At 50.8% G+C, this 24,298-nt stretch carries 16 protein-coding genes and 1 pseudogene; 10 read left to right on the top strand and 7 right to left on the bottom strand.

What is annotated here, in order from left to right; all coding sequences use genetic code 11:
- From crcB to ACQY8X_RS09450, 3 genes are all read left to right on the top strand, one after another.
- Complete coding sequence (gene crcB, locus ACQY8X_RS09460; RefSeq protein WP_428034900.1) at nucleotides 1–375, top strand: fluoride efflux transporter CrcB; 375 nt, start codon at nucleotides 1–3, stop codon at nucleotides 373–375.
- A gap of 22 nt (nucleotides 376–397) precedes the next feature.
- Nucleotides 398–1,669, top strand: a complete 1,272-nt coding sequence (gene serS, locus ACQY8X_RS09455) for a serine--tRNA ligase (protein WP_428034899.1) — start codon at nucleotides 398–400, stop codon at nucleotides 1,667–1,669.
- Between the two features lie 203 nt (nucleotides 1,670–1,872).
- Entirely contained in the window at nucleotides 1,873–3,093 is a 1,221-nt protein-coding gene (locus ACQY8X_RS09450) for a UbiH/UbiF/VisC/COQ6 family ubiquinone biosynthesis hydroxylase (RefSeq protein WP_428034898.1), read from the top strand.
- A gap of 111 nt (nucleotides 3,094–3,204) precedes the next feature.
- Here ACQY8X_RS09450 and ACQY8X_RS09445 read toward each other — a convergent pair whose 3' ends face one another.
- A complete protein-coding gene (locus tag ACQY8X_RS09445) occupies nucleotides 3,205–3,867 on the bottom strand; it encodes a phasin family protein (RefSeq protein WP_428034897.1) in 663 nt (220 codons plus the stop codon).
- A gap of 365 nt (nucleotides 3,868–4,232) precedes the next feature.
- On the opposite strand from ACQY8X_RS09445, the gene ACQY8X_RS09440 reads away from it, so the two are divergent.
- A complete protein-coding gene (locus ACQY8X_RS09440) occupies nucleotides 4,233–7,139 on the top strand; it encodes an insulinase family protein (RefSeq protein ID WP_428034896.1) in 2,907 nt (968 codons plus the stop codon).
- 62 nt (nucleotides 7,140–7,201) lie between these two features.
- Nucleotides 7,202–8,089, top strand: coding sequence for a DMT family transporter (locus ACQY8X_RS09435; RefSeq protein WP_428034895.1), 888 nt, complete (start codon nucleotides 7,202–7,204; stop codon nucleotides 8,087–8,089).
- A 33-nt stretch (nucleotides 8,090–8,122) separates the two neighbouring features.
- On the opposite strand, the gene ACQY8X_RS09430 is transcribed toward ACQY8X_RS09435, so the two are convergent.
- Nucleotides 8,123–9,079, bottom strand: coding sequence for a 5'-nucleotidase (locus ACQY8X_RS09430; RefSeq protein ID WP_428034894.1), 957 nt, complete (start codon nucleotides 9,077–9,079; stop codon nucleotides 8,123–8,125).
- A 154-nt stretch (nucleotides 9,080–9,233) separates the two neighbouring features.
- Here ACQY8X_RS09430 and mtgA point away from each other — a divergent pair, with 154 nt between their 5' ends.
- Complete coding sequence (gene mtgA / locus ACQY8X_RS09425) at nucleotides 9,234–9,926, top strand: monofunctional biosynthetic peptidoglycan transglycosylase (RefSeq protein ID WP_428034893.1); 693 nt, start codon at nucleotides 9,234–9,236, stop codon at nucleotides 9,924–9,926.
- An 85-nt stretch (nucleotides 9,927–10,011) separates the two neighbouring features.
- Here mtgA and metH read toward each other — a convergent pair whose 3' ends face one another.
- The 3 genes from metH to ACQY8X_RS09410 all read right to left on the bottom strand — a co-directional run bounded on the left by metH (nucleotide 10,012) and on the right by ACQY8X_RS09410 (nucleotide 15,243).
- Complete coding sequence (metH, locus tag ACQY8X_RS09420) at nucleotides 10,012–13,743, bottom strand: methionine synthase (RefSeq protein ID WP_428034892.1); 3,732 nt, start codon at nucleotides 13,741–13,743, stop codon at nucleotides 10,012–10,014.
- Nucleotides 13,744–14,032: 289 nt separating this feature from the next.
- Entirely contained in the window at nucleotides 14,033–14,854 is an 822-nt protein-coding gene (locus ACQY8X_RS09415; RefSeq protein ID WP_428034891.1) for an FTR1 family iron permease, read from the bottom strand.
- A 23-nt stretch (nucleotides 14,855–14,877) separates the two neighbouring features.
- Nucleotides 14,878–15,243: a cupredoxin domain-containing protein gene (locus tag ACQY8X_RS09410; protein WP_428034890.1), complete on the bottom strand. Its 366-nt coding sequence runs from the start codon at nucleotides 15,241–15,243 to the stop codon at nucleotides 14,878–14,880.
- Between the two features lie 490 nt (nucleotides 15,244–15,733).
- On the opposite strand from ACQY8X_RS09410, the gene panD reads away from it, so the two are divergent.
- The 3 genes from panD (at nucleotide 15,734) to ACQY8X_RS09395 (ending at nucleotide 19,045) form a co-directional block, all read left to right on the top strand.
- Nucleotides 15,734–16,168, top strand: a complete 435-nt coding sequence (gene panD / locus ACQY8X_RS09405; RefSeq protein WP_428034889.1) for an aspartate 1-decarboxylase — start codon at nucleotides 15,734–15,736, stop codon at nucleotides 16,166–16,168.
- Nucleotides 16,169–16,491: 323 nt separating this feature from the next.
- Complete coding sequence (locus ACQY8X_RS09400) at nucleotides 16,492–18,381, top strand: propionyl-CoA synthetase (protein ID WP_428034888.1); 1,890 nt, start codon at nucleotides 16,492–16,494, stop codon at nucleotides 18,379–18,381.
- 181 nt (nucleotides 18,382–18,562) lie between these two features.
- A complete protein-coding gene (locus ACQY8X_RS09395; protein WP_428034887.1) occupies nucleotides 18,563–19,045 on the top strand; it encodes a hypothetical protein in 483 nt (160 codons plus the stop codon).
- A 69-nt stretch (nucleotides 19,046–19,114) separates the two neighbouring features.
- Here the strand turns inward: ACQY8X_RS09395 and ACQY8X_RS09390 are convergent, their stop codons facing one another.
- Both ACQY8X_RS09390 and ACQY8X_RS09385 read right to left on the bottom strand, forming a co-directional pair.
- On the bottom strand, nucleotides 19,115–19,957 hold the full coding sequence (locus ACQY8X_RS09390; RefSeq protein WP_428034886.1) for an SDR family oxidoreductase: 843 nt from the start codon (nucleotides 19,955–19,957) through the stop codon (nucleotides 19,115–19,117).
- A 90-nt stretch (nucleotides 19,958–20,047) separates the two neighbouring features.
- The gene (locus ACQY8X_RS09385; RefSeq protein ID WP_428034885.1) at nucleotides 20,048–23,302 is read right to left on the bottom strand and encodes an EAL domain-containing protein; all 3,255 of its coding nucleotides are present in this window, start codon (nucleotides 23,300–23,302) and stop codon (nucleotides 20,048–20,050) included.
- 374 nt (nucleotides 23,303–23,676) lie between these two features.
- On the opposite strand from ACQY8X_RS09385, the pseudogene ACQY8X_RS09380 reads away from it, so the two are divergent.
- Nucleotides 23,677–24,298 (top strand): annotated as a pseudogene (locus ACQY8X_RS09380) (fumarylacetoacetase); the annotation flags it as partial.

Raw genomic sequence — 24,298 nt, 5'->3', positions numbered from 1 at the left:
ATGCTACACCTGATTTCAGTCGCCGCAGGCGGCGCTGTCGGAGCTCTGGCGCGCTATTGGGTGAGTGGGGTGCTGGTTAGTAATGCCCAGTATAAGCTACCCTATGGCACGATGCTCTGTAACGTGCTGGGCTCGTTTCTGATGGGTATCTGTTTTGTTCTGATCATGGAGAAGGTCCGCATCAGCCCGGAATTAAGACCGTTGCTGATGGTGGGTTTTCTTGGCGCATTCACAACTTTTTCCACCTTCTCGCTGGAAGCCGTGACCATGCTGCAAGAAGGGCATATAATGTCCGCCGCAATTTACATATTAATGAGCGTAGTGCTCTGCCTGGTCGCCCTGTATAGCGGCTTATGGTTTACTCGCCTGTTCTGACTTTAAGGTTGTTTCTGACATTATGCTAGATCCTAAAATTATACGTGCTAACCCGGACGAAGTGGCACAGCTGCTGCTCAAAAAGGGTTATAAGTTTCCCGTCGACGAGTTTAATGCGCTGGAAAATCAGCGCCGTGATGTGCAGGTTGAGTCTGAGCGCTTGCAAAATGAGCGTAACACCCGCTCCAAAAATATTGGTAAAGCGAAAGCGGCCGGTGAAAACATTGAACCGTTGCTGGCTGAAGTCAGCACTCTGGGTGAGCAACTTGATGCCGCCAAAGAGCAGCTGAGAGTCGTTCAAGAACAGATGGATGCGCTGCTGATGGGGATGCCAAATATTCCCCATGAGTCTGTGCCTGCGGGGTTGAGCGAAGACAACAATATTGAGATTCGGAAATGGGGCGAGCCTGCTCAGCTGGATTTCGAGCCAAAAGATCATGTTGATCTCGGCGAGCAGAACGGTGGGCTGGATTTTGCCACCGCGGCGAAAATTACCGGAGCCCGTTTTGCGGTTCTGCGCGGTGGTATCGCCCGTATGCACCGGGCGTTGATTCAGTTTATGCTCGACACCCATACCGCCGAGCATGGCTATGAAGAGACCTATGTCCCTTATCTGGTGAACGCAGACTCATTGCGTGGCACCGGCCAGCTGCCTAAATTTGAAGAGGACCTGTTTAAGGTTCCAGGTGAACGGGATTACTATCTGATTCCGACTGCTGAAGTACCGGTCACCAACATCGTCCGGGATGAGATCATTGATGCGGAACAGATGCCGCTGAAGTTTGTCGCCCATACTCCCTGTTTTCGTAGCGAAGCGGGCAGCCATGGCCGCGATACCCGCGGTATGATCCGCCAGCACCAGTTTGAGAAAGTTGAACTGGTGCATATTGTTGAGCCTTCGAAATCATGGGATGCGTTGGAAGAGTTGATCGGTAATGCCGAGAAAATTCTGCAGAAACTGAATCTGCCATACCGTGTTGTTACCCTGTGTGGCGGCGATCTGGGTTTCAGTGCAGCCAAAACCTACGATATTGAGGTGTGGCTGCCGGGTCAGCAGAAATACCGTGAAATCTCTTCCTGCAGCAACATGGAAGATTTCCAGGCTCGCCGGATGATGGCGCGCTGGCGTAACCCGGAAACCGGTAAGCCTGAGCTGGTGCATACGCTGAACGGTTCTGGTCTGGCGGTAGGGCGTACGCTGGTGGCTATTCTGGAAAACTATCAGACTGCTGAGGGTAAGGTAAAAGTACCTGAAGCTTTACTGCCGTATATGGGTGGTATTACTGAGCTCTGAGCCTTCATTTGTTAAAAAAGCGCCAGCTGGCGCTTTTTTTATACCTGCTGTCAGCTGTTGATGGCATAGCTGATACTGCACCCATCGATAACCATTGCCCGGCCAACGCACTTAAAAACACTTTAGAAGCCCTGGGCTGAAAGGTACAATTCAGTGCCATTTCAACAACCTGAGATGGGCTGTTTAGCGCTAGCGGAGAGAAGATGAAAAACCGGTATGATCTGTTAATTGTTGGCGGTGGTATGGTGGGAGCGACCATCGCTGCTGCCCTGGGTAATACCGATCTTAAAATTGCCGTGGTTGAACAGCAATATCCCGAGCCATATCAGCCTGGTTCAGAACATGATCTGCGGGTATCGGCGCTGAGCATCGCCTCAGAACAGATCTTCAAAACCCTGGGGGTCTGGGACGGCATTGTCTCCCGCAGAGTCTGCCCTTATCGGCGAATGAAAGTATGGGAAAGTGATGAAAATCGCGCCTCCACTGAGTTTGTCAGTAATGATATTGGTGCCGATCATCTGGGCTATATTGTCGAAAATAGAGTCATTCAGCTGGCGCTACTGGAACACCTGAGTCAGTTCGACAATATTGATCTGATCTGTCCCGCAGAAACCGTTGATATCGACTACTCTCCCGGCTGTAGCCTGCTGCGACTGGCGAACGGCCGTGAGCTGATCGGTAAACTGATGATCGCCGCCGATGGTGGCGGTTCAAGGGTGAGAATGGCGGCTGGCATCGGTGTTCATAGCTGGGATTATGATCAGCATGCCCTGGTTGCATCTGTCGTTACTGAGTTGCCGCAGCAGGATATCACCTGGCAGCAGTTCACGCCTGATGGTCCACTGGCCTTTCTGCCTCTCTCGGGCAACCGGGCTTCTCTGGTGTGGTATAACCGCCCATCTGAAGTCAGGCGGCTACTAAAACTTGATGACCAACCGTTTATTAATGAGCTGAGCAAAGCGTTTCCTGAGCGGCTGGGTAGCATTGATTCATTACTTGAGCGAGGTGCTTTTCCGCTGCGCCGCCAGCACGCCCAGCAGTATGTCAAAGAGGGCGTTGCCCTGGCAGGCGATGCCGCCCACATGATTAACCCGCTGGCCGGTCAGGGAGTGAATATAGGCTTACTGGATGCGGCAGTCCTGGCAGAAGTTATTCTCAAAGGTCATCGGCAGGGCGTTGAGATTAGCGATCTGTCGTTACTACAACAGTATGAACAGCAGCGACGGGGTCATAATCTGATGATGATGCAAGTGATGGATGGCTTCTACCGGGTGTTTTCTAATGACCTGCTACCTTTGAAACTGCTGCGAAACTTTGGCCTGGGCGTTGCTGAACGAGTGGCACCTGCTAAAAACAAGGTGATGCGTTTTGCGATGGGGCTGGAAGGCACACTGCCGGCACTGGCCCGGGGTGAAAAGCTCTGAAGCTGAAACGCGATCATTGAGATATTGTGAAGCTCAACTCGCATGCAGGCCTTCAAAGGAATATAAAAAAACGGAGCCCAAGGCTCCGTTTTTTTATTAGGTGAAGATTGCTTATTTAGCGTCTTCTGCCTTCGGCGTAGCCGGTGCTGGTGTAGCGACTGGAGCGGGTGCAGCAGCGGGAGCTTCAGCTTTCTTAACGGGAGCAGCTTTCTTCGCAGGTGCGGCAGCAACAGGCTTTTTAGCAGCAGGAGCAGCGGCTTTCTTCGCCGGAGCGGCAGCGGCAGGTTTCTTCGCAGCAGGGGCGGGCTTCGCAGCGGCTTTGGGGGCTGCGGCTTTCTTTGCAGGGGCTGGTTTAGCCGCAGCTTTGGGGGCTGCAGGTTTGCTTTCTGTTTTAGCGGTTGCTGTAGCCGCTGTCATGAACTTACTCAGGTCTTCAAAGTAGTTCATATCTTTCAGGCCCAGGCCGGCAAAACTTTTTTCAATAACAGCGGTTAACTCTTCTTTAGCTGAGTTAAGTGCAGCCATCTCTTCTTCTGCAACGCTGCTCAGTTTAGCTTCAAGCGTCTTAACATATTCAACCTGAAGCTCGATCGCTTCTTTAGGATCTTTGATAGAAGACAGAGCCTGCATTTGCGCCATAGTCGCGTTAACAAAATCAGAGACGTAACCAGACTGCAGGGCAATCAGTTTCTCAGCAGCTTTTTTGTTGATCTCAGCCATATCAACAACGGGCTTCATATTTTCCTTAACGTCTTTCATCATATCTTCGTACATGTTTATTCACCTGTGATCGCAAGAGTTTCAATCTTTGTGCGTTGCAGCAATTTTGTCCACTATATTAGCCGCATACAATAATGTCAATTATATTGTTGCGGTGCAACATAGGGATTTTTTTCAAAGAACACAACTATTTGGTAGACGTTCCCGGCAGTATCAACCTAAAGAATATTGATGAAAAAAACATGACAATAGAGGAAAGATTGAGGCTGCCGGAAGCCTCCTGCTAGTTAATGTAGCTCAGTTCCTGTCAAAGTTGCGTGTAATCTGTCATTTCTTCGTTGTGAGCGGGTCAAAAGACGTTGATTTAGTTACAATGATCGCTATATCTAGATATGAGATCACAGACATTGGATAACCTTATGACTTGTCACCCGGCTTTTACACTCAAGCGCACGGAAACCATCGAATCACTGGGCATTGATATGCAGGAGTATGTCCATACCCGTACTGGCGCTCTTCATTATCATATAGCCGCTGATAATCAGGAAAATGTCTTCCTGGTCGCGTTTAGAACCGTGCCGGAAGACAATTGTGGTGTTGCCCATATTCTAGAGCACACCGCGTTGTGTGGTAGTGCTAAGTATCCGGTGCGTGACCCGTTCTTTATGATGAGCCGGCGGTCGCTGAATACCTTTATGAACGCATTCACCAGCAGTGACTGGACCGCGTATCCCTTTGCCAGCCAGAACCGTAAAGACTACTTTAATCTGCTGGATGTCTATCTGGATGCGGCGTTTTTCTCCCGCCTCGATCCGCTGGATTTTGCCCAGGAAGGACACCGCATTGAATTCAGTGAGGCCGATAACGCTGACAGTCCGCTGCTCTATAAAGGCGTGGTTTACAACGAGATGAAAGGGGCGATGAGTTCGCCGGTTTCCTATCTGTGGCAGACCCTGACCCGTCATCTGTTTCCATCGACTACCTACCATTACAACTCCGGTGGTGACCCAGAGGCGATCCCCGATCTCAGCTATGAGCAGCTGTTGCACTTTTATAAAACCCATTACCATCCATCCAACGCTGTATTCATGACGTTTGGTGATATTCCGGTTGGGGAGTTACAGCAACGGTTTGAAGATCAGGCACTCTCCAGTTTTGATAAGCTGGATGAAGAGATCGCTGTCGGAGATGAAAAACGCTACTTCTCGCCTGTCAGGATAGAGGAGGCCTATGCGCTCGACGATGAGGACAGCAGTGGTAAAACCCATCATGTGCTGGCCTGGTTGCTCGGCCCGAGCATTGATCTGGAGCAGCAGCTTAAAGCCAATCTGCTGTCCCGTGTATTGCTGGATAACAGCTCTTCACCGCTGCGCTATGCCCTTGAATCAACTGACCTGGGTGCATCGCCTTCGCCGCTCTGTGGTCTGGAAGAGTCCAACCGTGAGATGGGCTTTATGTGCGGGATTGAAGGCAGTGAGCCGGAGAAAGCCGCTGAGTTTGAACAACTGGTACTGGACACTCTTGCTAAAGTGGCTGAAAACGGTGTCCCTCAGGAACACCTTGAAGCCGCATTGCACCAGTTGGAGCTAAGCCAGCGGGAGATCAGCGGTGATGGTTATCCCTACGGCATGAGTCTGATTTTGGCGTCTCTGTCCTCCGCTATCCATCGTGGCGACCCGATTGCTCTGCTCAATCTTGATCCGGTGCTGGCTAAGCTGCACGAAGAGATTACCCATCCAGACTTTATTCCGTCGATGGTACGTGAGTTGCTGGATAACCCGCACCGGGTAAGGCTGACGCTGAGACCCGACTCGAAACTGGCGGAGAAACGCGATGCGGCTGAAATGGCGAAACTGGAAAGAATTCGTCAATCCCTTGATGACAACCAGAAGCAGGCTGTTATCGACCGGGCAAAGGCGCTTGAAGCCCGGCAAAATCAGATCGATGATGAGTCACTACTGCCAAAAGTCACGATCGCTGATGTCCCTGGGCAGATGCATATTCCGCAGGGGACTGAAGCATCATTAGGGGGATTTACTTATCACTTTTACCCTCAGGGCACTAATGGACTGGTGTATCAGCAGGTGATTATGGATCTGCCAGAGCTGACCGAGGAAGAACTACAACTGGTTCCGCTGTATAGCAACTGTCTGACTGAACTGGGGTGTGACGGCAAGAGTTATCAGGATACCCAGGCATGGCAGTCACAGGTGTGTGGCAGTATCAGTGCCTACGCATCGGTACGTGGCAACATTGAGGACGAGCAAAAAGTCAGCGGTTATATGACGCTTTCCGCTAAAGCGCTGCTGAGCAAAAATACTGAAATGACGGAACTGGTGTATAAAGCCCTTACCAGTGTCCGTTTTGATGAGCTGAGCCGGATTCGCGAGATGGTGTCTCAGCAGCGTACCCGTAAAGAGCAGAGTGTCACCGGGCAGGGCCACAGTCTTGCGATTATGGCGGCGGTCAGTCAGTTATCACCGGGCGGACTACTAGCGCATAACCAGCGGGGTCTGCAAAGCATCCGGGCAATAAAAGCGCTGGATGAAGCCATTCGCGATGAGGAAAATCTTCAACAGCTGGCCGCATCTCTGGAGCAGTTGCATCAGAAGATGCTCCACGCCCCACGTCGTTTTCTGATTGTGACGGAAGCCGAACATCAGCAGACGATGGCGGAAACCCTGGCGGCGCAGTGGCAGACTGCTGTTGATGACAGTGGTTTTAAACCCTTTACCCTGCCTTCGATCCGTAAGGGTGTTAAGCAAGCCTGGACGACCAGCACCCAGGTTAACTTCTGCGCCAAAGCCTATCCAACGGTTGCGGTTGAACATCCCGATGCGGCGGCGTTGACGGTACTGGGTGATTTTCTGCGCAACGGCTTTCTGCATCGGGTGGTGCGGGAGAAGGGCGGCGCTTACGGCAGCGGAGCAGGTCAGGATTCCGCTGATGCGGTATTCCGCTTCTTCTCTTACCGGGACCCGCGCCTGACTGAAACCCTGGCAGATTTTGATGCCTCGCTGATCTGGCTGCAAGAGAGTGAGCTTGAGGCGCAGAAACTGGAAGAAGCGATTCTTGGTGTGGTGAGCAGTATCGATAAACCCGGTTCGCCAGCCGGGGAGGCGAAGCAGGCTTACCATAGTGCCTTGTTTGGCCGCACGCCAGAGCAACGTGAGAGTTTCCGACAGCGTATTCTCAAGGTAACCCTGGAAGACCTGAAACGTGTCGGTGCAACCTATTTCAAACCTGAGTTGGCAAGTGTTGCGGTAGTCACCAGCCCAGCAGCAGCCGCCAAACTGGATGACCAGTTCGACGTTATTGCTCTCTAACGCTAATCCTTTTGCTTGCGGAGCACTATAAGCCTCTCTGTTTATCCAGAGGGGCTTTGTTAATGATGAAAACGAATAATTTTATTATTGGTGCAGCACTGATACTGGTTTCCGAGATGTTTCTGGTGTTGTCCGGAATGGTGATCAGACAGGTGTCTGCTGAGCTGCCCACGGAGATGATTGTGTTCTTCCGTAACCTATTGGGGCTGATGTTGTTTCTGCCCTGGCTGGTGCGCAAAGGGCCTTCTGTGCTGCATACCACCAAGCTGCGCTTTCATCTGATGCGCGCAGGTGTGGGGGTGACCGCGATGACCTGTCTGTTTTATACCTGGGGGCAACTGCCATTGGCGCAGGCAGCACTGCTAAAACAAACGGCACCATTCTTTACTCCCCTGGTGGCATTCTGGTGGCTGAAGGAGCGTATCCGTCTGCAGGTTAAGCTGGCGATCTTAGTCGGCTTTATCGGTGTTGCTTTTATTATCAACCCACAAGAAGCTGCGATTAATATCGGCATCCTGATCGCCCTCACCGGGGCTTGCCTGGGGGCGCTGGCAAAGGTGACGGTACGGCGGATGACCGATACCGAGTCACCTCAGCTGATTGTGTTCTATTTTGCCTTCTTTGCGGCACTGTTGTCTGCGATACCCGCCTGGCTCACCGGAGCGGGGTTGACCCTCATACAGTTCGGCTGGTTAGTCGTGTTGGCGGCGACATCGACGGTTGCGCAGTTACTGCTGAGCAAAGCGTATGGTATGGCACCTGCGGGTCAACTGGCACCCTATACTTACGGATCGGTCGCGATGGCCGCGCTGCTGGGTTGGCTGGTGTGGGGTGAGGTTCTGGGGCTGAATACGCTGTTGGGCATTCTGCTGGTCAGTTGTGCCGGAGTCGTGGCGATGGTGGGTAAACGGGAGCCGGTAATTAAACCGGCCACCGATCCAGTGCTTTAATGCTTAATTTATCTCCCGCTGCTGTTTTCAGTTTTAGCTGTCACTCTCGTCCTGCGCTTCGATGAGCGCGGTCTGGCTGAGTGACTGAATCCGTGAATTGCTGCGATAGGGCACCTGGCTGCTGGGTACCCGCTTCGAGGCCGATAGCAGATGTGCCGGTTGGTCATCAAAAAAGATATGTGGACGCAGAGCACTTAATACCGGCTCTTTACTCAAACCGCCGAGAAAAAACGCCTGATCGACATTTACTCCCCACTGGCGCAGAGTTTTTATGACGCGCAAGTGCGCCGGGCCGTTACGGGCAGTGACAATCGATAGCCGTAGTGGTGAGCGGTCGGCACCGAGTTTCTGATTGAGCCGGGACAGCACCCTGACCAGTTTGGCAAACGGGCCGTCAGGCAACACCACATCTTCATTGTCTGACTCGTTCTGTTGAAAGCGTTCCAGCCCCTCGGTTTTGTAGATATATTCTGAGTCATCAGAAAACAACACCGCGTCGGCATCGAAAGCGATACGGATCTGATCCCGGTCTGGCTGGAAACTTTCCGGCGGATCATAGATCAGTGCAGCCGCACAGTCCTGAGTATCAATCGCGACCTGAGCATCATCCGGATGGCGCGTCAGTAGCAGATCAACGCTGTAGGCCTGTAGAAAAGGTGCGAGTGATTCACCTCCGGTAAAGGCTGAGCGGGTAATATCCAATTGGTAGTGCTGGATGGACTTAAGCACTCTTAAGCCGGTATCGGGGCTATTTTTAGACATCACCACCACTTCAACAAGGCGCTCTTCAGACAGGGCGTTAAGGCTAAGCAGTGCTTCTACCAGATGAAATGCAGTTCCTTTACCCAGGATTTTATCTTCCTGCGCAAACTGATAGCGGCGATAAGCCTCAACATCCTGCTGCTGATAGATACTGTCTTCATGTTCAAGATCAAACAGTGCCCGGCTGGAAACGCCAACCACCAGAACCTCATCAAAGGCAAATGTCATTATCTTGTCCGCTGTTTACGATCAATTCATCCATGCCGCTAGTTAACCACACTACAGGCAATGAATCATCTGTGAGTGCTGTTCAAAAAACAGTCTATGTTCGGTATGATCATTCCTATTCCGGCGTCACTCTTAACCCTGCGGTAACCCTATTTTGAAAGCTTCCCGTTGCTCAATTCGCAAGTGGCTGATCCGTATGCTGCTGGCGCTGATCCTGTTTCCTGTTTTGCTGGTACTGGCGCTGCGCTTTGTCGACCCGGCGGTGTGGATGTGGCAGATTCAGCGGGAACTTAATCCACCCACAGGTTATCCGGCAAATACGCACCATACCTGGGTGCCTCTGGAACAGATATCTCCGGCGATGCAACTGGCGGTTATCGCCGCTGAAGATCAGAAATTCCCCTACCATTGGGGGCTTGATCTGGATTCAATAGCCGATGCCCTGAGTGACAATCAGGAGGGTGGTAACATCAGAGGTGCCAGCACTCTGACACAGCAAACCGCAAAAAATTTATTTCTTTGGTCTGCGAAGAGCTACCTGCGAAAAGGCCTGGAAGCGGGTTTTGCCGTCATGATGGAACTGTTGTGGAATAAGCAGCGTATTCTTGAAGTCTATCTGAATATTGTTGAGTTTGGCCCCGGAATCTATGGTGTAGAAGCGGCAAGTCAGACCTATTTCCATAAATCGGCGAAGCGGCTTTCAACCACTGAAGCGGCACGTCTGGCGGCGGTGTTGCCCAACCCTTATCGACTCAGTGTGGCCCGCCCCAGTAACTATGTCTGGCAACGGGTCCGCTGGATTGAAAACCAGATGCGCCTGCTGGGACCTGATCACTGGAATCCATAAACTCGCAGCGCTTCAGCCTGATATAGTGGCGACAACAAAAAACCGCCCGGAGGCGGTTTCTGCATTGAGCTTATCTGGCGTAGAATTAGCTATCTTCTGGCTCGTATCCCAGATTAGGTGACAACCAGCGTTCCGCTTCGGTTTTCTCCATCCCGGTCCGTTTAGCGTAAGATTCCAATTGATCCTCACCGATTTTGGCAACGCCAAAATACTGGGACTGGGGATGGCTGAAATACCAGCCACTGACAGAGGAGGTGGGTAACATAGCATAGCTGTCGGTCAGGCTCATGCCGATGCGGTTTTCGACATCCAGCAGCTTCCACAGCAGACCTTTTTCGGTATGCTCAGGGCAGGCCGGATAGCCAGGGGCAGGGCGTATACCCTGATATTTCTCCCTGATCAGTGCTTCGTTATCCAGTTGTTCATCGGCGGCATAACCCCAGAACTCGCGACGGGTCCGGGCGTGCATATATTCAGCCAGCGCTTCAGCCAGCCGGTCAGCCAGCGCTTTCACCATAATGCTGTGATAGTCATCGTGGTCCGCTTCATAGGCATCAATCATCAGCTGATCACCGATACCGGCCGTGACCGCAAATGCACCAAAGTAATCGGCTTTACCGCTTGTTTTAGGGGCAATAAAGTCGCTCAGACACATATTGGCTTTGCCATCGGTTTTCTCAACCTGCTGACGCAGATGGTGAAGTTCCATCAGCACTTCGGCGCGATTTTCGTCTGTATACAGCTCGATATCGTCATCATTGATGCTGTTCGCCGGGAACAGACCGATAACGGCTCTGGCTTCCAGCTTTTTATTATCAATGATGTCGTCCAGCATCGCTTTAGCATCGTTAAACAGGCGAGTGGCTTCTTCACCGATGATCTCATCGGTGAGAATGCGCGGATAGCGACCGGCCAGCTCCCAGGAGTGGAAGAACGGCGTCCAGTCGATGTAATCGCGCAGCTCATTTAGGTCGATATTCTCGAAGGTCTGAACACCCGGTTGCGAGGGAACCGGTGGGGTGTAGCTGTCCCAGTCGATCCTGAATTTGTTGGCCCGCGCCTGACCCAGAGAAACCCGGCGGGACTGACTCTGACGTTCGGCATAACGCTGCCGTACTGCCTCATAATCTTCCTGAATCTCTTTGACATAGGCGGCTTTGCGCTCTTTTGAAAGCAAGGTGCTGGCAACATTGACTGCACGGGAGGCGTTGGTAACGTGTACCACCTGGTCCCGGTTGTAGGCCTGATCAATCTTAACCGCAGTGTGTGCTTTAGAGGTGGTCGCACCTCCAATCATCAGGGGGATATTAAAGCCCTGACGCTCCATCTCTCTGGCGACATGCACCATCTCATCCAGGGATGGGGTAATCAGGCCCGAGAGGCCGATGATATCGACATTTTCTTCGCGAGCGGTACGCAAAATCGTTTCGGCGGGCACCATAACACCGAGGTCTATAATCTCGTAGTTATTACACTGCAGCACCACGCCCACAATGTTCTTGCCGATATCGTGAACATCACCTTTTACCGTGGCCATGAGAATCTTACCCGCTGTCTCACTGGCGGCGCCGGCCTTTTCTTCCTCGATGAACGGCATCAGATAAGCAACGGCTTTTTTCATCACCCGGGCGGATTTGACCACCTGAGGCAGGAACATCTTACCGGCACCAAACAGATCGCCAACGACACCCATGCCATCCATTAATGGCCCTTCAATCACCTGAATAGGGCGGTCATACAGATGTCGGCACTCTTCCACATCTTCATCAATATATTCGGCGATCCCTTTAACCAGTGAGTGCGACAAACGTTCCTGAACCGGCAGTCCGCGCCACTCCAGTACTTTCTCTTCAGTCTGGGAGCTACCATCGCCGCGATACTTTTCGGCAATTTCGAGTAACTTGTCGGTGCCCTGAGCGTCGGTATTCAGAATCACCGCCTCAACGGCAACACGCAACTCTTCCGGCAGGTCATCGTAGATCGCCAGTTGCCCGGCGTTGACGATGCCCATATCCATACCCTGTTGAATCGCATGGTAAAGGAACACGCAATGGATCGCTTCACGCACCGGGTTATTACCACGGAACGAGAAGGAAACGTTGGAGACACCACCGGAAATCATTGCGTAGGGCAGGTTTTTCTTGATCCAGCCAGTTGCGCGGATAAAGTCCAGTGCATAGTTATTGTGTTCATCAATACCGGTGGCAACGGCGAAGATATTCGGGTCAAAGATAATATCTTCCGGTGGGAAACCTACTTTTTCGGTAAGCACTTTATAAGAGCGCTCACAGATCTGAATTTTGCGCTGTTCAGTATCGGCCTGGCCATCTTCGTCGAACGCCATAACCACTACCGCCGCACCATAGCGACGCAGCAGGTTGGCCTGATAGATAAACTTCTCTTCACCCTCTTTTAAGCTGATGGAGTTCACCATCCCTTTGCCCTGAATACATTTCAGGCCCGCTTCAATCACCTCCCATTTGGAGTTCACCACCCCTTTGCCCTGAATACATTTCAGGCCCGCTTCAATCACCTCCCATTTGGAGGAATCGATCATGATCGGCACCCGGGAGATATCCGGTTCAGAGGCGATCAGGGTGAGAAAACGCACCATTGCGGCTTCTGCATCCAGCATCCCCTCGTCCATATTGATGTCGATGATCTGCGCACCGTTTTCAACCTGCTGCCGCGCCACTTCCAGTGCGGCTTCGTAATCACCCTCTTTAATGAGGCGTTTAAACATCGCCGAACCGGTGACGTTGGTCCGCTCACCAACGTTCACAAACAGGGTGTCTTTACTGATATTCTGCGGTTCCAGACCGGCTAATCGGCACTCAACCGGAATCTCCGGAATCTGCCGGGGAGGGTATTCGTTGGCAGCATTGCCCATCGCCGTAACATGGGCCGGGGTGGTGCCACAGCAGCCACCGATAATATTCAGAAAGCCTGCCTGAGCCCATTCGCGGATCTCACCGGCCATCTGCTCCGGTGTTTCATCATAGCCACCAAAGGCATTGGGCAAGCCCGCATTAGGGTGTGCCGAGACAAAGGTATTGGCGATGCGGGAAAGCTCTTCCACATACTGACGCAGTTCCTGTGGCCCCAGTGCACAGTTCAGACCGATCGATAACGGCTTAATATGACGTACCGAGTTCCAGAACGCTTCAGTTGTCTGACCAGACAGGGTACGCCCGGACGCATCGGTAATGGTGCCAGAGATCATTACTGGCAGGCTGATGCCGTTATCTTCAAAATACTGATCGACGGCGAAGATAGCCGCTTTGGCATTCAGGGTGTCGAAGATAGTCTCAATCAGGATGATATCGGCCCCACCTTTGATCAGTCCATCAACCGATTCGGTATAGGCTTCAACCAGTTGATCAAAGGTAACATTGCGAAATCCGGGGTCGTTGACATCCGGGGAGATAGAGCAGGTACGGTTGGTTGGGCCAAGTACTCCGGCGACATAACGTGGCTTCTCCGGGGTTTCCGCTGTCACCTCATCGGCCACTTGGCGGGCTAACTGGGCTGCCACCAGGTTGATCTCATGGCTGATCGATTCCATCTCATAATCAGCCATGGCAATCTGGGTGGCATTAAAGGTGTTGGTTTCGATGATGTCGGCACCGGCATCCAGATAAGCACGGTGGATAGAGGTGATAACCTCAGGCTGAGTCAGCACCAGCAGGTCGTTATTGCCTTGCAGATCGACATTCCAGTTAGCAAACCGTTCACCGCGAAAGTCGGCTTCATTCAGTTTACGATCCTGAATCATCGTGCCCATACCGCCATCAAGAACCAGAACCCGTTCTGACATGGCTTGTTTCAATTGAGCTGTTTTATCTACTACAGTATTTAACGACACGTTTGTAAACCTACCAATAACCTATTGTAAAGGCGGCTATTTTAACCAATTTATCCGGTGTGTGGGTGAGTTACTCTCACTTGATGATGAATAATATTTGTATTGTCGCGAATCGACACGTTATTCAGCGAGTAAAACCGCTTACTCTGGAATGCGTTGAGTCTTTAAAGGATGCTGAAAAACGAAAACCCGCATGGTCGCTGTGAACGATCCAGGCGGGTCATATTGTCTGACAGATAGATCAGGTGGTTTGTAGGCGTAAGTCAGTACGACGGCTTACCCAGCGCATTCCCATGAGAATCGTCACCAGTGTCACCAGATAGAAAGCCAGGTGAATAATCGTCGGACGCTCCTGATAGCCGATCAGAATATGCAGCAGCTGACCCAGTATAGATTTTTCAGAAAGCAGATCTCCACTGTCCCAGAGCGGCGCCTGGTAGGGCAGGTAGCCAGCCTGTATCAGATATCCTGCGGCGGAGGCAGCAAGGCCTGAAGCCAGCAGCAGAATCATCCACCCAGTCAGCTGGAACAGACGACTGGTTGGTATGCGCAGCAGTCCGGAATAGATCAAACGTCCCACCAGAATGCCGGCAACAACCCCTATTAAGCTGCCAATTAGCATCGCATTCGCAGAACTGCCGCTGGCGGTTACGCTGTACATAAACAATACAACTTCCGACCCCTCACGCAACACGGCCATACCTGACGCCACCGCAAGAAAATACAGTGGCAGAGAGCCGTCAGTAATTTTAGCACTGACGTTCTTCATATGAGCAACCAGCTCGCGAGCGTGATGCGACATCCAGATGTTGTGCCATGCAAGCATCAGCACGGCTATCAGAAGAATACAGGCGTTCATCAACTCCTGACCGGTACCTTCAAAAGCGCTGGTGATTGAACTGGCGAACAGTGCAACGATGCAGGCCCCTGCCAGACCTGCCAACAGCCCAGCACCGATCCACAAGGTGCGGCGGGGCAGACCGCAGGTTGCCGCCAGCAAAATACTGACAATCAGCGCGGCTTCGAGCACTTCACGGAAGACAATAACAGCAGAACTCAGCATAGGGCTACCTCACACAAGCGTGATTATTCAACAATCAATGCGCCTTTAGCGGTTTTTTCATGAAACTCACCCACAAATTCGTAACGGCCCGGCTCAAATGGCCCCACCATGATGGATGCTTTGCTGTTTCCAGGAATCACTTTCTCCAGGGTGAAGTCTTCGCCTTCAAACTCTTCAGGAGTGGTGTCCTGGTTGTGTACTAGCAGCTTGACGCGCTTATTCGCAGGGATTTTGATCTCTGCAGGTGAAAACATATGATCTTTGATTGCCAGTTCAAAACTGGTTTCAGCTGCCAGCGCAGTAGTTGAAGTAACAAACAGAGCTGCAATAAACAGTTTTTTCATGAAAGCCTCGGTAATAATCTGTTTCTTAATGATAATAGTTATCATATAGATTCGCAAAAGCAGATGCAATATCAGAGACCGGTGAAATTTTCGTTAGTAAAAGGGGAGGTCAGCTCATGATCAGTTCTCTGCTGCCGGAGCAAACCAATCAAGAGAGTTCTCTGACACCCGCTGTCGATTAATTAAAGAGTAACCCGCAGTAACAATCGCTTAATTTTTTAAAAATTACTGGTACAATTGCCGCCGCTTATTAAGGTCAGTAAAAACATAACATTAGTTATGTTTATTGTTACCTTATAGTTTTAGTACGATCTGATTCATCGTTTATTAAAACGTTCTGTCTCATGACTGGAATAGTGTTGCAAAAATTTCCACAGCGGTGGCTGTGAGGAGACTAAAAGGCGGCAGCTGATGCTCCGCCTGGTCTGGCGTCAGTGGCGTTGCTAAGACGATCTGCTGGCAGGTATTTACTGAAACTACTTTCAGTAGGGTGATAGTCCGGTAGACCCGGTTAATTGAGGCGCAGGTTAATACGATGCTGCAAACATTCTTAAAAGCTAAATTGCACCGGGTTACGGTCACACATGCGGAACTTCATTATGAAGGCTCCTGCGCAATTGATGGTGTGTTGCTGGAACGCTCTGGTATTAAAGAGTATGAACAGATACATATCTACAACATCAATAATGGCGAGCGGTTCACGACCTACGCGATCCGGGGTGAGGACAATAGCGGAATTATTTCGGTAAATGGTGCTGCGGCTCACCGGGCATCAAAAGGTGATCTGCTGATCATCTGTTCTTATGTGCAGTTGAATGAACAGGAAGCTGAGACGTTTGAACCAACCCTGTGTTACTTCGAAAACGCCAAGAACGAAAATGATGCGCACCGGGTCAGTGATGAAGAGCTGCATCAGCGTAATGTCATGACCGGTATTAAGAGCAGCATCGCAGTCCAGGAAAGTAACTGATACAACCAACGATGATGCTTCAGAAAAGCTGCCGTCTGGCAGCTTTTTTATGTCTGACTGAACCCTCCAATAAACGATAGATTGTCGACAATTGATCTGAGTCATTATTTTATCGCGCTATAAATGATCTAAAAATCGCCTCAAACTCATATTCTGTCTACATATCGTAGACAATTTAGCCTTTTGTAGTACTTTATTTTGTAAGCATTTAAGTTAGAGTGTGTTCCATCAGGCTATACCTGCAGATAAAAATGATAGGCCTATAAAAGCGGGTACTGCCGGTCTGAAACATATAATAACGGTTACAGCGAAGGGCCAGTGCTATGTCATACAAAGAAGAATACAGAAGATCAATCGAAACCCCTGAAGCGTTCTGGGCTGAGAAAGCTGAAGCGGTTAAGTGGTTTAAGAAGCCAGAAACTATTCTGAGTAAGGATGAAAATGGTATAGACCGCTGGTTTGCTGATGGTGAGATGAACACCGCTTATCTGGCTCTGGACTATCACGTTGAGTCTGGCCGCGGTGATCAGGATGCACTGATTTTCGATTCCCCTGTAACTGACACCAAACAGCGCTACACCTATTCAGAACTGCGGGATGCGGTCGCTAAGTTTGCCGGTGTGCTCAAAGCTCAGGGCGTTGAGAAAGGTGATCGGGTTGTTATCTATATGCCAATGATCGCTGAAGCGGTTATTGCGATGCTCAGTGTTGCTCGTCTGGGGGCAATTCATTCCGTTGTGTTTGGTGGCTTTGCGCCGCACGAACTGGCCGTGCGGATTGATGATGCAGAGCCTAAGGTGGTTGTTACTGCATCCTGCGGTATCGAGATTACTAAAGTGATCGAATACAAGCCGTTGCTGGACGAGGCGATTAGCAAGTCTGCACATCAGCCTGATAGCTGTATTATTTTCCAGCGTCCTCAGGTAGCGGCAGCGATGATTGAAGGTCGTGATATCGACTGGGTTGAAGCCGTTGCTGCAGCAGAGCCTGCTGAATGCACCCCGGTTAAAGCCACTGACCCCCTCTATATTCTTTACACCTCCGGCACCACCGGTAAGCCAAAAGGTGTAGTGCGTGATAACGGTGGTCATGCCGTGGCGCTGAAATACAGCATGAAAGCGATCTATAACATGGAGCCTGGTGAAGTGTTCTGGGCGGCGTCCGATGTTGGCTGGGTGGTAGGGCACTCCTATATCGTTTATGGCCCACTGCTGGCTGGCTGCACCACCATCGTTTACGAAGGTAAGCCGATCAAGACCCCTGACGCCGGTGCGTTCTGGCGTGTTTGTGCAGAGTATGGTGCTAAAGCGCTGTTTGCTGCACCAACCGCATTCCGTGCGATCAAAAAGGAAGATCCGGATTCAGAGCTGCTAAAACAGTATGACCTGAGCAAGCTGCAAACGATCTTCATGGCCGGTGAACGATTAGATCCGCCGACTTACCACTGGACTAAAGAGACTCTGGGCAAGCCGGTTATCGATCACTGGTGGCAGACCGAGACCGGCTGGGCTATCTGCGGTAATCTGACCGGTGTTGAGATGCTTGAGCCTAAACCCGGTTCATCAACCGTTCCTGTCAGTGGCTTCAATATTCATATTCTTGACCATGATGGTAATGAGCTACCTAACGGTGAGCAGGGCAATATTGCTATTAAGCTACCACTACCTCCAAGCTGCTTACCCACGGTATGGGGCGATTTTGAGCGTTTCCGCACCGGCTACCTGAATGAGTTCCCGGGTTATTACTGCTCTGGTGATGGCGGCTATAAAGATGATGACGGTTATATTTTCATCATGGGGCGTACCGATGATGTTATCAACGTTGCCGGTCACCGTCTCTCTACCGGCGAGATGGAGGAGATCGTCGCTGCTCACCCGGCAGTGGCTGAGTGCGCGGTAATCGGTATCAATGATCCGCTGAAAGGGCAGCAGCCGATCGGTCTGGTACTGCTTAAAAACGGTGTTGAGATTGATGACGCACAAATTGAAGCCGAACTGGTTGCGATGGTGCGTAAAGAGATCGGTGCAGTAGCCTGCTTCCGCCGTGCAATCGTGGTACAGCGTTTGCCAAAAACCCGTTCGGGTAAAATTTTGCGTAAACTGCTGCGTCAGATCGCTGATGGTCAGGATTACACTGTACCTTCAACCATTGATGACCCCGCATCTCTGCCAGAAATTCAGGAGATCATGGGGCGTAATGGCCTGGTAAGCTGACCCATTCTAATTAAACGTTTTACTACCTTTAGGCAGCCTGCAGGCTGCCTTTTTTATTTCATACGGGCATGTTGTCTATTAATCCGGTTAAGCTGCCAGCAAGCTTGGCTATTTACACTCAGGCTATGCACTTCAGCAACAGTGCAGAAACGCTGATCTCTCTATCTGTAAAAGGGCCTCTATGCTGCGTTGCAACGCTCTGCCAATAGCATTCGCTATTTCGTTTTCGACCTTTACTGCTGCTCAGACAAATGATGCAACCGTCTTTGAGCAGAAAAACCTCTATGGCCGCTGGCACTGTAACCATTTTATGGAGGATGCAGGCACGCGACTGAAAGTAGACTATGACATAAACTACTTTGCAGATGGCAGAGCTAACGGTTCTGGAACCTTGCTATTGAGGATGCAAAACTTTCCTGAAATAGAGTACAGCATCAGCAATCGTTCAACCTGGGTGCTCAGCGGGCGCTCGCTTATTTTATCCTCGCAAGCGTTTACGCTGGTGAACCGGTCTCACCCAGAGTTAGATAACTTTCTTAATTTAGAAAGTATGTTCCCGCAGAATATCCGCGAGTCATCCAGAATACTGGAATTAACTAAGTCTACGCTGAAAGCGCAGTCAGAGTCCTACGGCGGGATTTATACCTGTTCTAAAATATCGTAAAAAGTTAAGCCATTCATTTTTAAGTGGGTTCTCAACTTTGAGCATCTAATCAGAAGTCTGGCTTCGCGCCTATTTATTCTCTGATGCGGATGCCCTGAGTAAAATCCAGTCAAGTGCCCGGGTAGGCAATACTCGTCGCAGAAAACCAAACAGATGGGTGGGGACGGTGACATAGTAACGGGGTTTGGGACGCTTGCTCTCCAGTGCATGAATCACTTTAGTCAAGACTGCTTGCGGCCCCAGTGTAAACATATCATTGCCATCATCGGCTTTACTCAGGCGTTGCAGTACTTTCTGGTAAGTCTCACGAAAAGGGCTGGAATCTACGTCGATATTGTCGCGAAAGGCGATGAAGGCGTTTTCTCTGAATTTGCTTTTTACCGGGCCAGGTTCTATCAGGGAGATATGTATTCCGCTACCGTCCAGTTCCTGCCGCAGGGTATCGCTGTAACCTTCAAGCGCGAACTTACTGGTGTTGTAGGCGCCGCGAAAGCGCATGGTAATCAGCCCCAGAATAGAGCTGTTCTGAATAATCCGGCCTGAACCCTGACGCCGCATCAGTGGCAGCACCCGACAGGTGAGTTCATGCCAACCCAGCAGGTTGGTCTCCAGTTGTTTACGCAGGAGATCCCGGCTGAGATCTTCGATAGCACCGGGCTGGCCATAAGCACCGTTATTAAACAGGGCATACAGCGCACCGCCCGTTTCTGCCTCAACCCAGTCCATTGCCTGCTGGATCGATGCAGAATGCTCCAGGTCCAGCTGGGTGGACTCTAGCCCCAGCTGTTGCAGCCGTTCAACATCCTTCTGTTGTCTGGCGGTGGCGATAACCCGGTAACCTCGTTGTTGCAGGCCGATCGCTACGTGGTAGCCAATACCACTGGAGCAGCCGGTAATCAGTACTGTTTTCATCTGTTTCTCTGGTTTGTTCCTGTTGTGAGTCAGGATGCGCCCCGCAGGAGCGCTGGTGATTGATCTGATAGAGATGCTGCTTAGCCCGGGTTATGACTGCTCCAGCAGTGTCAGGAACTTATCTTCAGGCACCCCTTTGCTGAAGAGAAATCCCTGGGCATAGAAACAGTGCTCATCAATCAGGAACTGTCGCTGCTGTTCTGTTTCCATCCCCTCTGCAATCACTTCGAGACCAAGGCTGTCTGCCAGAGCGATAATGGCTCTGGAGATCGCCTGATCATTCATGTCATCGGGTATATCCCGGATAAACGAATGGTCAATCTTCAGGCGGTCAAGGGGCAGTGCTTTGAGATAACTGAGGGAGGAGTAACCGGTACCGAAATCATCTATGGCTAAGCGAATGCCCATCTCCCGTAACTGTTTCAGCTCTTTCCCGGCGCGTTCTGGATTGTTCATGATCACCCCTTCGGTGATCTCAAGTTCAATCATCTCGCTGTCGCATTGATTATGATCGAGTATGGTAGCAACTTCTGAGGCCAGTGTGTTCGAACCAAAATGACGGACAGATATATTGATCGAGATGCGCGGCACCTTATAGCCTTGCTGTTGCCATTCATGAATATTGCGGCACACGGTATCCAGCACCCAGTGATCGATAATCTTGATCATGCCGGTTTTTTCAGCGATCGGGATAAAGCGGGCAGGCTCAATAGTACCCATCTGTGGGTCTTTCCAGCGAATCAGTGCTTCCGCACCGATGATGCTGTTATCCCGCAAATCTATTTGCGGCTGATAATGCAGCACAAATTGTTCATTATCGATGGCATTGCGCAGGGCGCCGACCATCAGAATCCGTTCAAATGCCTGGTCAGTCATCTCCTGAGTATAAAATTCATAGCGATTCTTGCCGGCGGCTTTGGCCCGGTACATCGCCGTATCGGCATTGCGGATCAACGCTTCAGGTTGGTCGGCATCATCTGGATAAAGGCTGATGCCGATACTGAGACTGATATGCAGCTGCTCGTCCAGATCGATCGGCTCCTTAAATGCTGCCAGCAGATTCTGAGCGATAGTCGCCGCATCATCAGCGTTCATCAGATCTTCAACAATGATCGTAAACTCATCACCGCCGAGACGAGAGATGGTGTCATTTTCGCGAACATGGTGTTTGAGTCGTTCGGACACTTTTTTGAGTAACTGATCGCCCAGGTTATGGCCAAAGCTATCGTTGATCTCTTTAAACTCATCCAGATCGATAAACAGCAGGGCGACGCCGGTTTTATTGCGCTTCGCATGGCGTATGGCCTGCTTAAGCCGGTCGCCGAACAATAACCGGTTGGGTAACTTGGTTAAAGGGTCGTGATGTGCCAGAAAATCAAGGCTCTTCTCTTTATCAAGCAGGGCTTTACGGACCGTTACATGGTCAGAAATATCCCGGCTTGACTCTACCAGCCCGGCCAGATTGCCATCGGCATCGTAAAGCGGGCTGGCCATCAGTTCAAATGTCCGGATTTCCCCAGATTTACTGGTATGCTCATGAATACGGGTAGTGGTTTTTCTGTTGTTCATCACATCTGTCAGCGGACAGTGCTGGCAGGGAACACCCTGTTCATGGACCATGTCATAGCAGGAGCTATCGCCGCCGGAAAGGCAGTTAAAGTAGTAATCGTTTGCCGCCCGGTTTGACTTGATTACCTTGTAATCGGTATCGATAACCATCACCGGATCGCCGATACAATCAATCACCGCCTGCAAGAAGTTGCTCTCATTGCGCGCTCGCAGCTCAGCCTGTTTACGTTCGGTAATATCACGTACGGTAGACAGGACCACCTGTTTACCATTGATCATTTGCAAGGTGGTGCTGATCTCAACAGGGACTTTACGCCCGTCAGAGGTAGTATGAACTGCCTCAAACAGTCCTCCCCGGGCATCGATATTAGCCAGACGTTTCCGCCAACGGGAAAGATCAGACGACAGATCGCTGATATCGGTAATTGACATTTTAAGCAGCTGTTCACGCTTATAAGCCAGATAATCACAAGTGGCCTGATTAATATCGAGAATGCGGGAGCTTTCTGCATCGATCACGAACAGGGCATCATGGCTTTGATCAATCAGTTGACGAAACAGCTGAAGCTGCGAGTCCATCTTGTGTTTTTCTGTGAGATTGGTCAGCAGACAGTGGGTCTGAAGGAAGTTACCCTTTTCATCCCACACTATCTGCCCATCAAACTGAATATCCAGGACCTCTCCTGTCCTGGTTTGTAGCTGATAATGGACATTTTCAACGTATCCATGATTTGAGAATGAGGCAAAACAGTGGCTGAACTTTTCTTCCTGCCCGGCGACCAGCAGCTGTTTAAATGCTGTACCAATTATCTCGTGGCTCTCATATCCCATCAGTTTACGCCAACAGGCATTGACCTCAAGAATAAAGCCTTCGGCGTCGAGTGACTGGTAGGCGAGGGGAGAGTTCTCAAAAAAGCCCTGGTAGTGATTGACCTTGTTGCGGCTACTTTCGAGCTTTAGATTGAGGTGGCTGATCGCATCACGCATCATACTGATAAAGTGGGTTTGTAGCCGGTCGATCAGGTGTTGCCGGGTCAGGAGGCCTATGATCTGCCCGTCCGTGTCGCAGACTAACAGACGGCGAATCCGCTTTGCCTGCATTATTTGCCTGGCTTTCAGTAACGACGTTCCCACGCCGATAACTTCAACCGGGCTGCTCATATAATCGCAGACTCTGGCGGTATTCAGGTCTATCTGGTCATCCAGCAAGCGGACAACGTCCCGCTCTGTGAGAATACCTGCGGCTTTATTGCCGTCGCCTATCACCACACTGCTGATCTTCTTATCACTCATCACCGAGAATGCGTAGCGCAGGCTACTATCCTGGGGGACGAACATAATCACCCGTTCCATGACCGCTTCGACATGCTTAATTTCGGCCAGATATTCAAACCCCAGATGCTGAACAAAATCGGTTTCAGTCGCTATGCCCCTGAGGCTGCCATCCCGGTTGATGACAACAATATGCCGCAGGTTTTCCCGCTGCATCTGCTCATAGGCATGTTGAAAATCGCAATCCCCGAAAAGGGTTTTCACCGGCGATGTCATGATATCGCCGGCCTTCAGTTTACTCAGATCAATTTCAGCAGAACTGACCAGGCGGAGGATATCTTTCTCGGTGATAATACCTATCGGTTTACGCTGATCAATAATCACGATCGAGCTTACATGAGATCTGCGCATGCGATGCAGAACCGTTAAAGCGGCATCGGTCGTGTGGGCGTGCAAGACGTCCAGGCTGCAAATTGTATTCAGAGTAACTACTGATTCCGACATCAATCTTATGTCCTTACGTCCCAAACCTTCGAAAAACGTTTCCAACCCTGTTGGATTTAACAACTATACCTGCAGATACCTTTGATATCTCCGCCTGATAAGCAGAACTACCGGGTAAAACTAGTGCCAAAGCTATCACAGGAGCAGAGATAATGTATTGATCAGGCTCGCTAATGTAACCATTTCGCGCTATTGATAGTTATTCTTTACTCTTTGGAATTAGTCAATTTATATCCGGGCATTGAAGCCTGCCTGTCTTCTGGTAACGTACAGGCGGATAATAACAATCAACATCAGACCTTCGTGGCGCAGCCCTTGATGCTAAAAAAATCTAAAAGGGCACGCTGCTGAACAATGACACCAGAGAGTGAGTGATGCCTGTACTGAATGAAACCCATAATCCTGATTTGCGCAGCTGGGTGAGCTGTGCAAATTTGCCTGATACCGATTTCCCGATTCAGAACCTGCCTTTTGCGGAATTTCGTCGTAAGGGGGCTGATGAGTCATTCCGTGGCGGAGTGGCGATTGGCGATCAGGTGCTTGATCTTAGCGCCGCCCGGACTGTCTTCAGCGGCGACGCTGGTATTGGTGCGGATGCCTGTAGTGAACCGACCCTGAACCATTTTATGTCCCTCGGAGCACCGGTCTGGTCGGCGCTGCGACTGGCCCTTTCCAGAGTACTTCGACAGGGGGCTGCAGAGCAGGGGGTTCTTGAAAACTGTCTGATTCCTCAGGGTGATGTTGAGTACAGTTTGCCCTGTACAATTGGCGACTATACCGATTTCTACACCTCTGTGTTTCATGCCACCCGTGTTGGTAGCCTGTTCCGCCCGGATAATCCATTGCTGCCAAATTACAAATGGGTCCCAATTGGTTACCACGGCCGCAGCTCTTCCATCGATGTATCTGGCCAGACATTCCGCCGGCCGCAGGGACAGACTAAAGCCCCGGATGCCGATCAGCCCAGCGTGGCTCCCTGTAAGCGGCTGGATTATG

Origin of the sequence: Amphritea sp. (assembly GCF_050300915.1) — a bacterium.
Classification (GTDB): Bacteria; Pseudomonadota; Gammaproteobacteria; order Pseudomonadales; family Balneatricaceae; genus Amphritea.
Note: the sequence above shows the minus strand (reverse complement) of the source record. Positions and strands in the feature narration are given on the sequence as shown.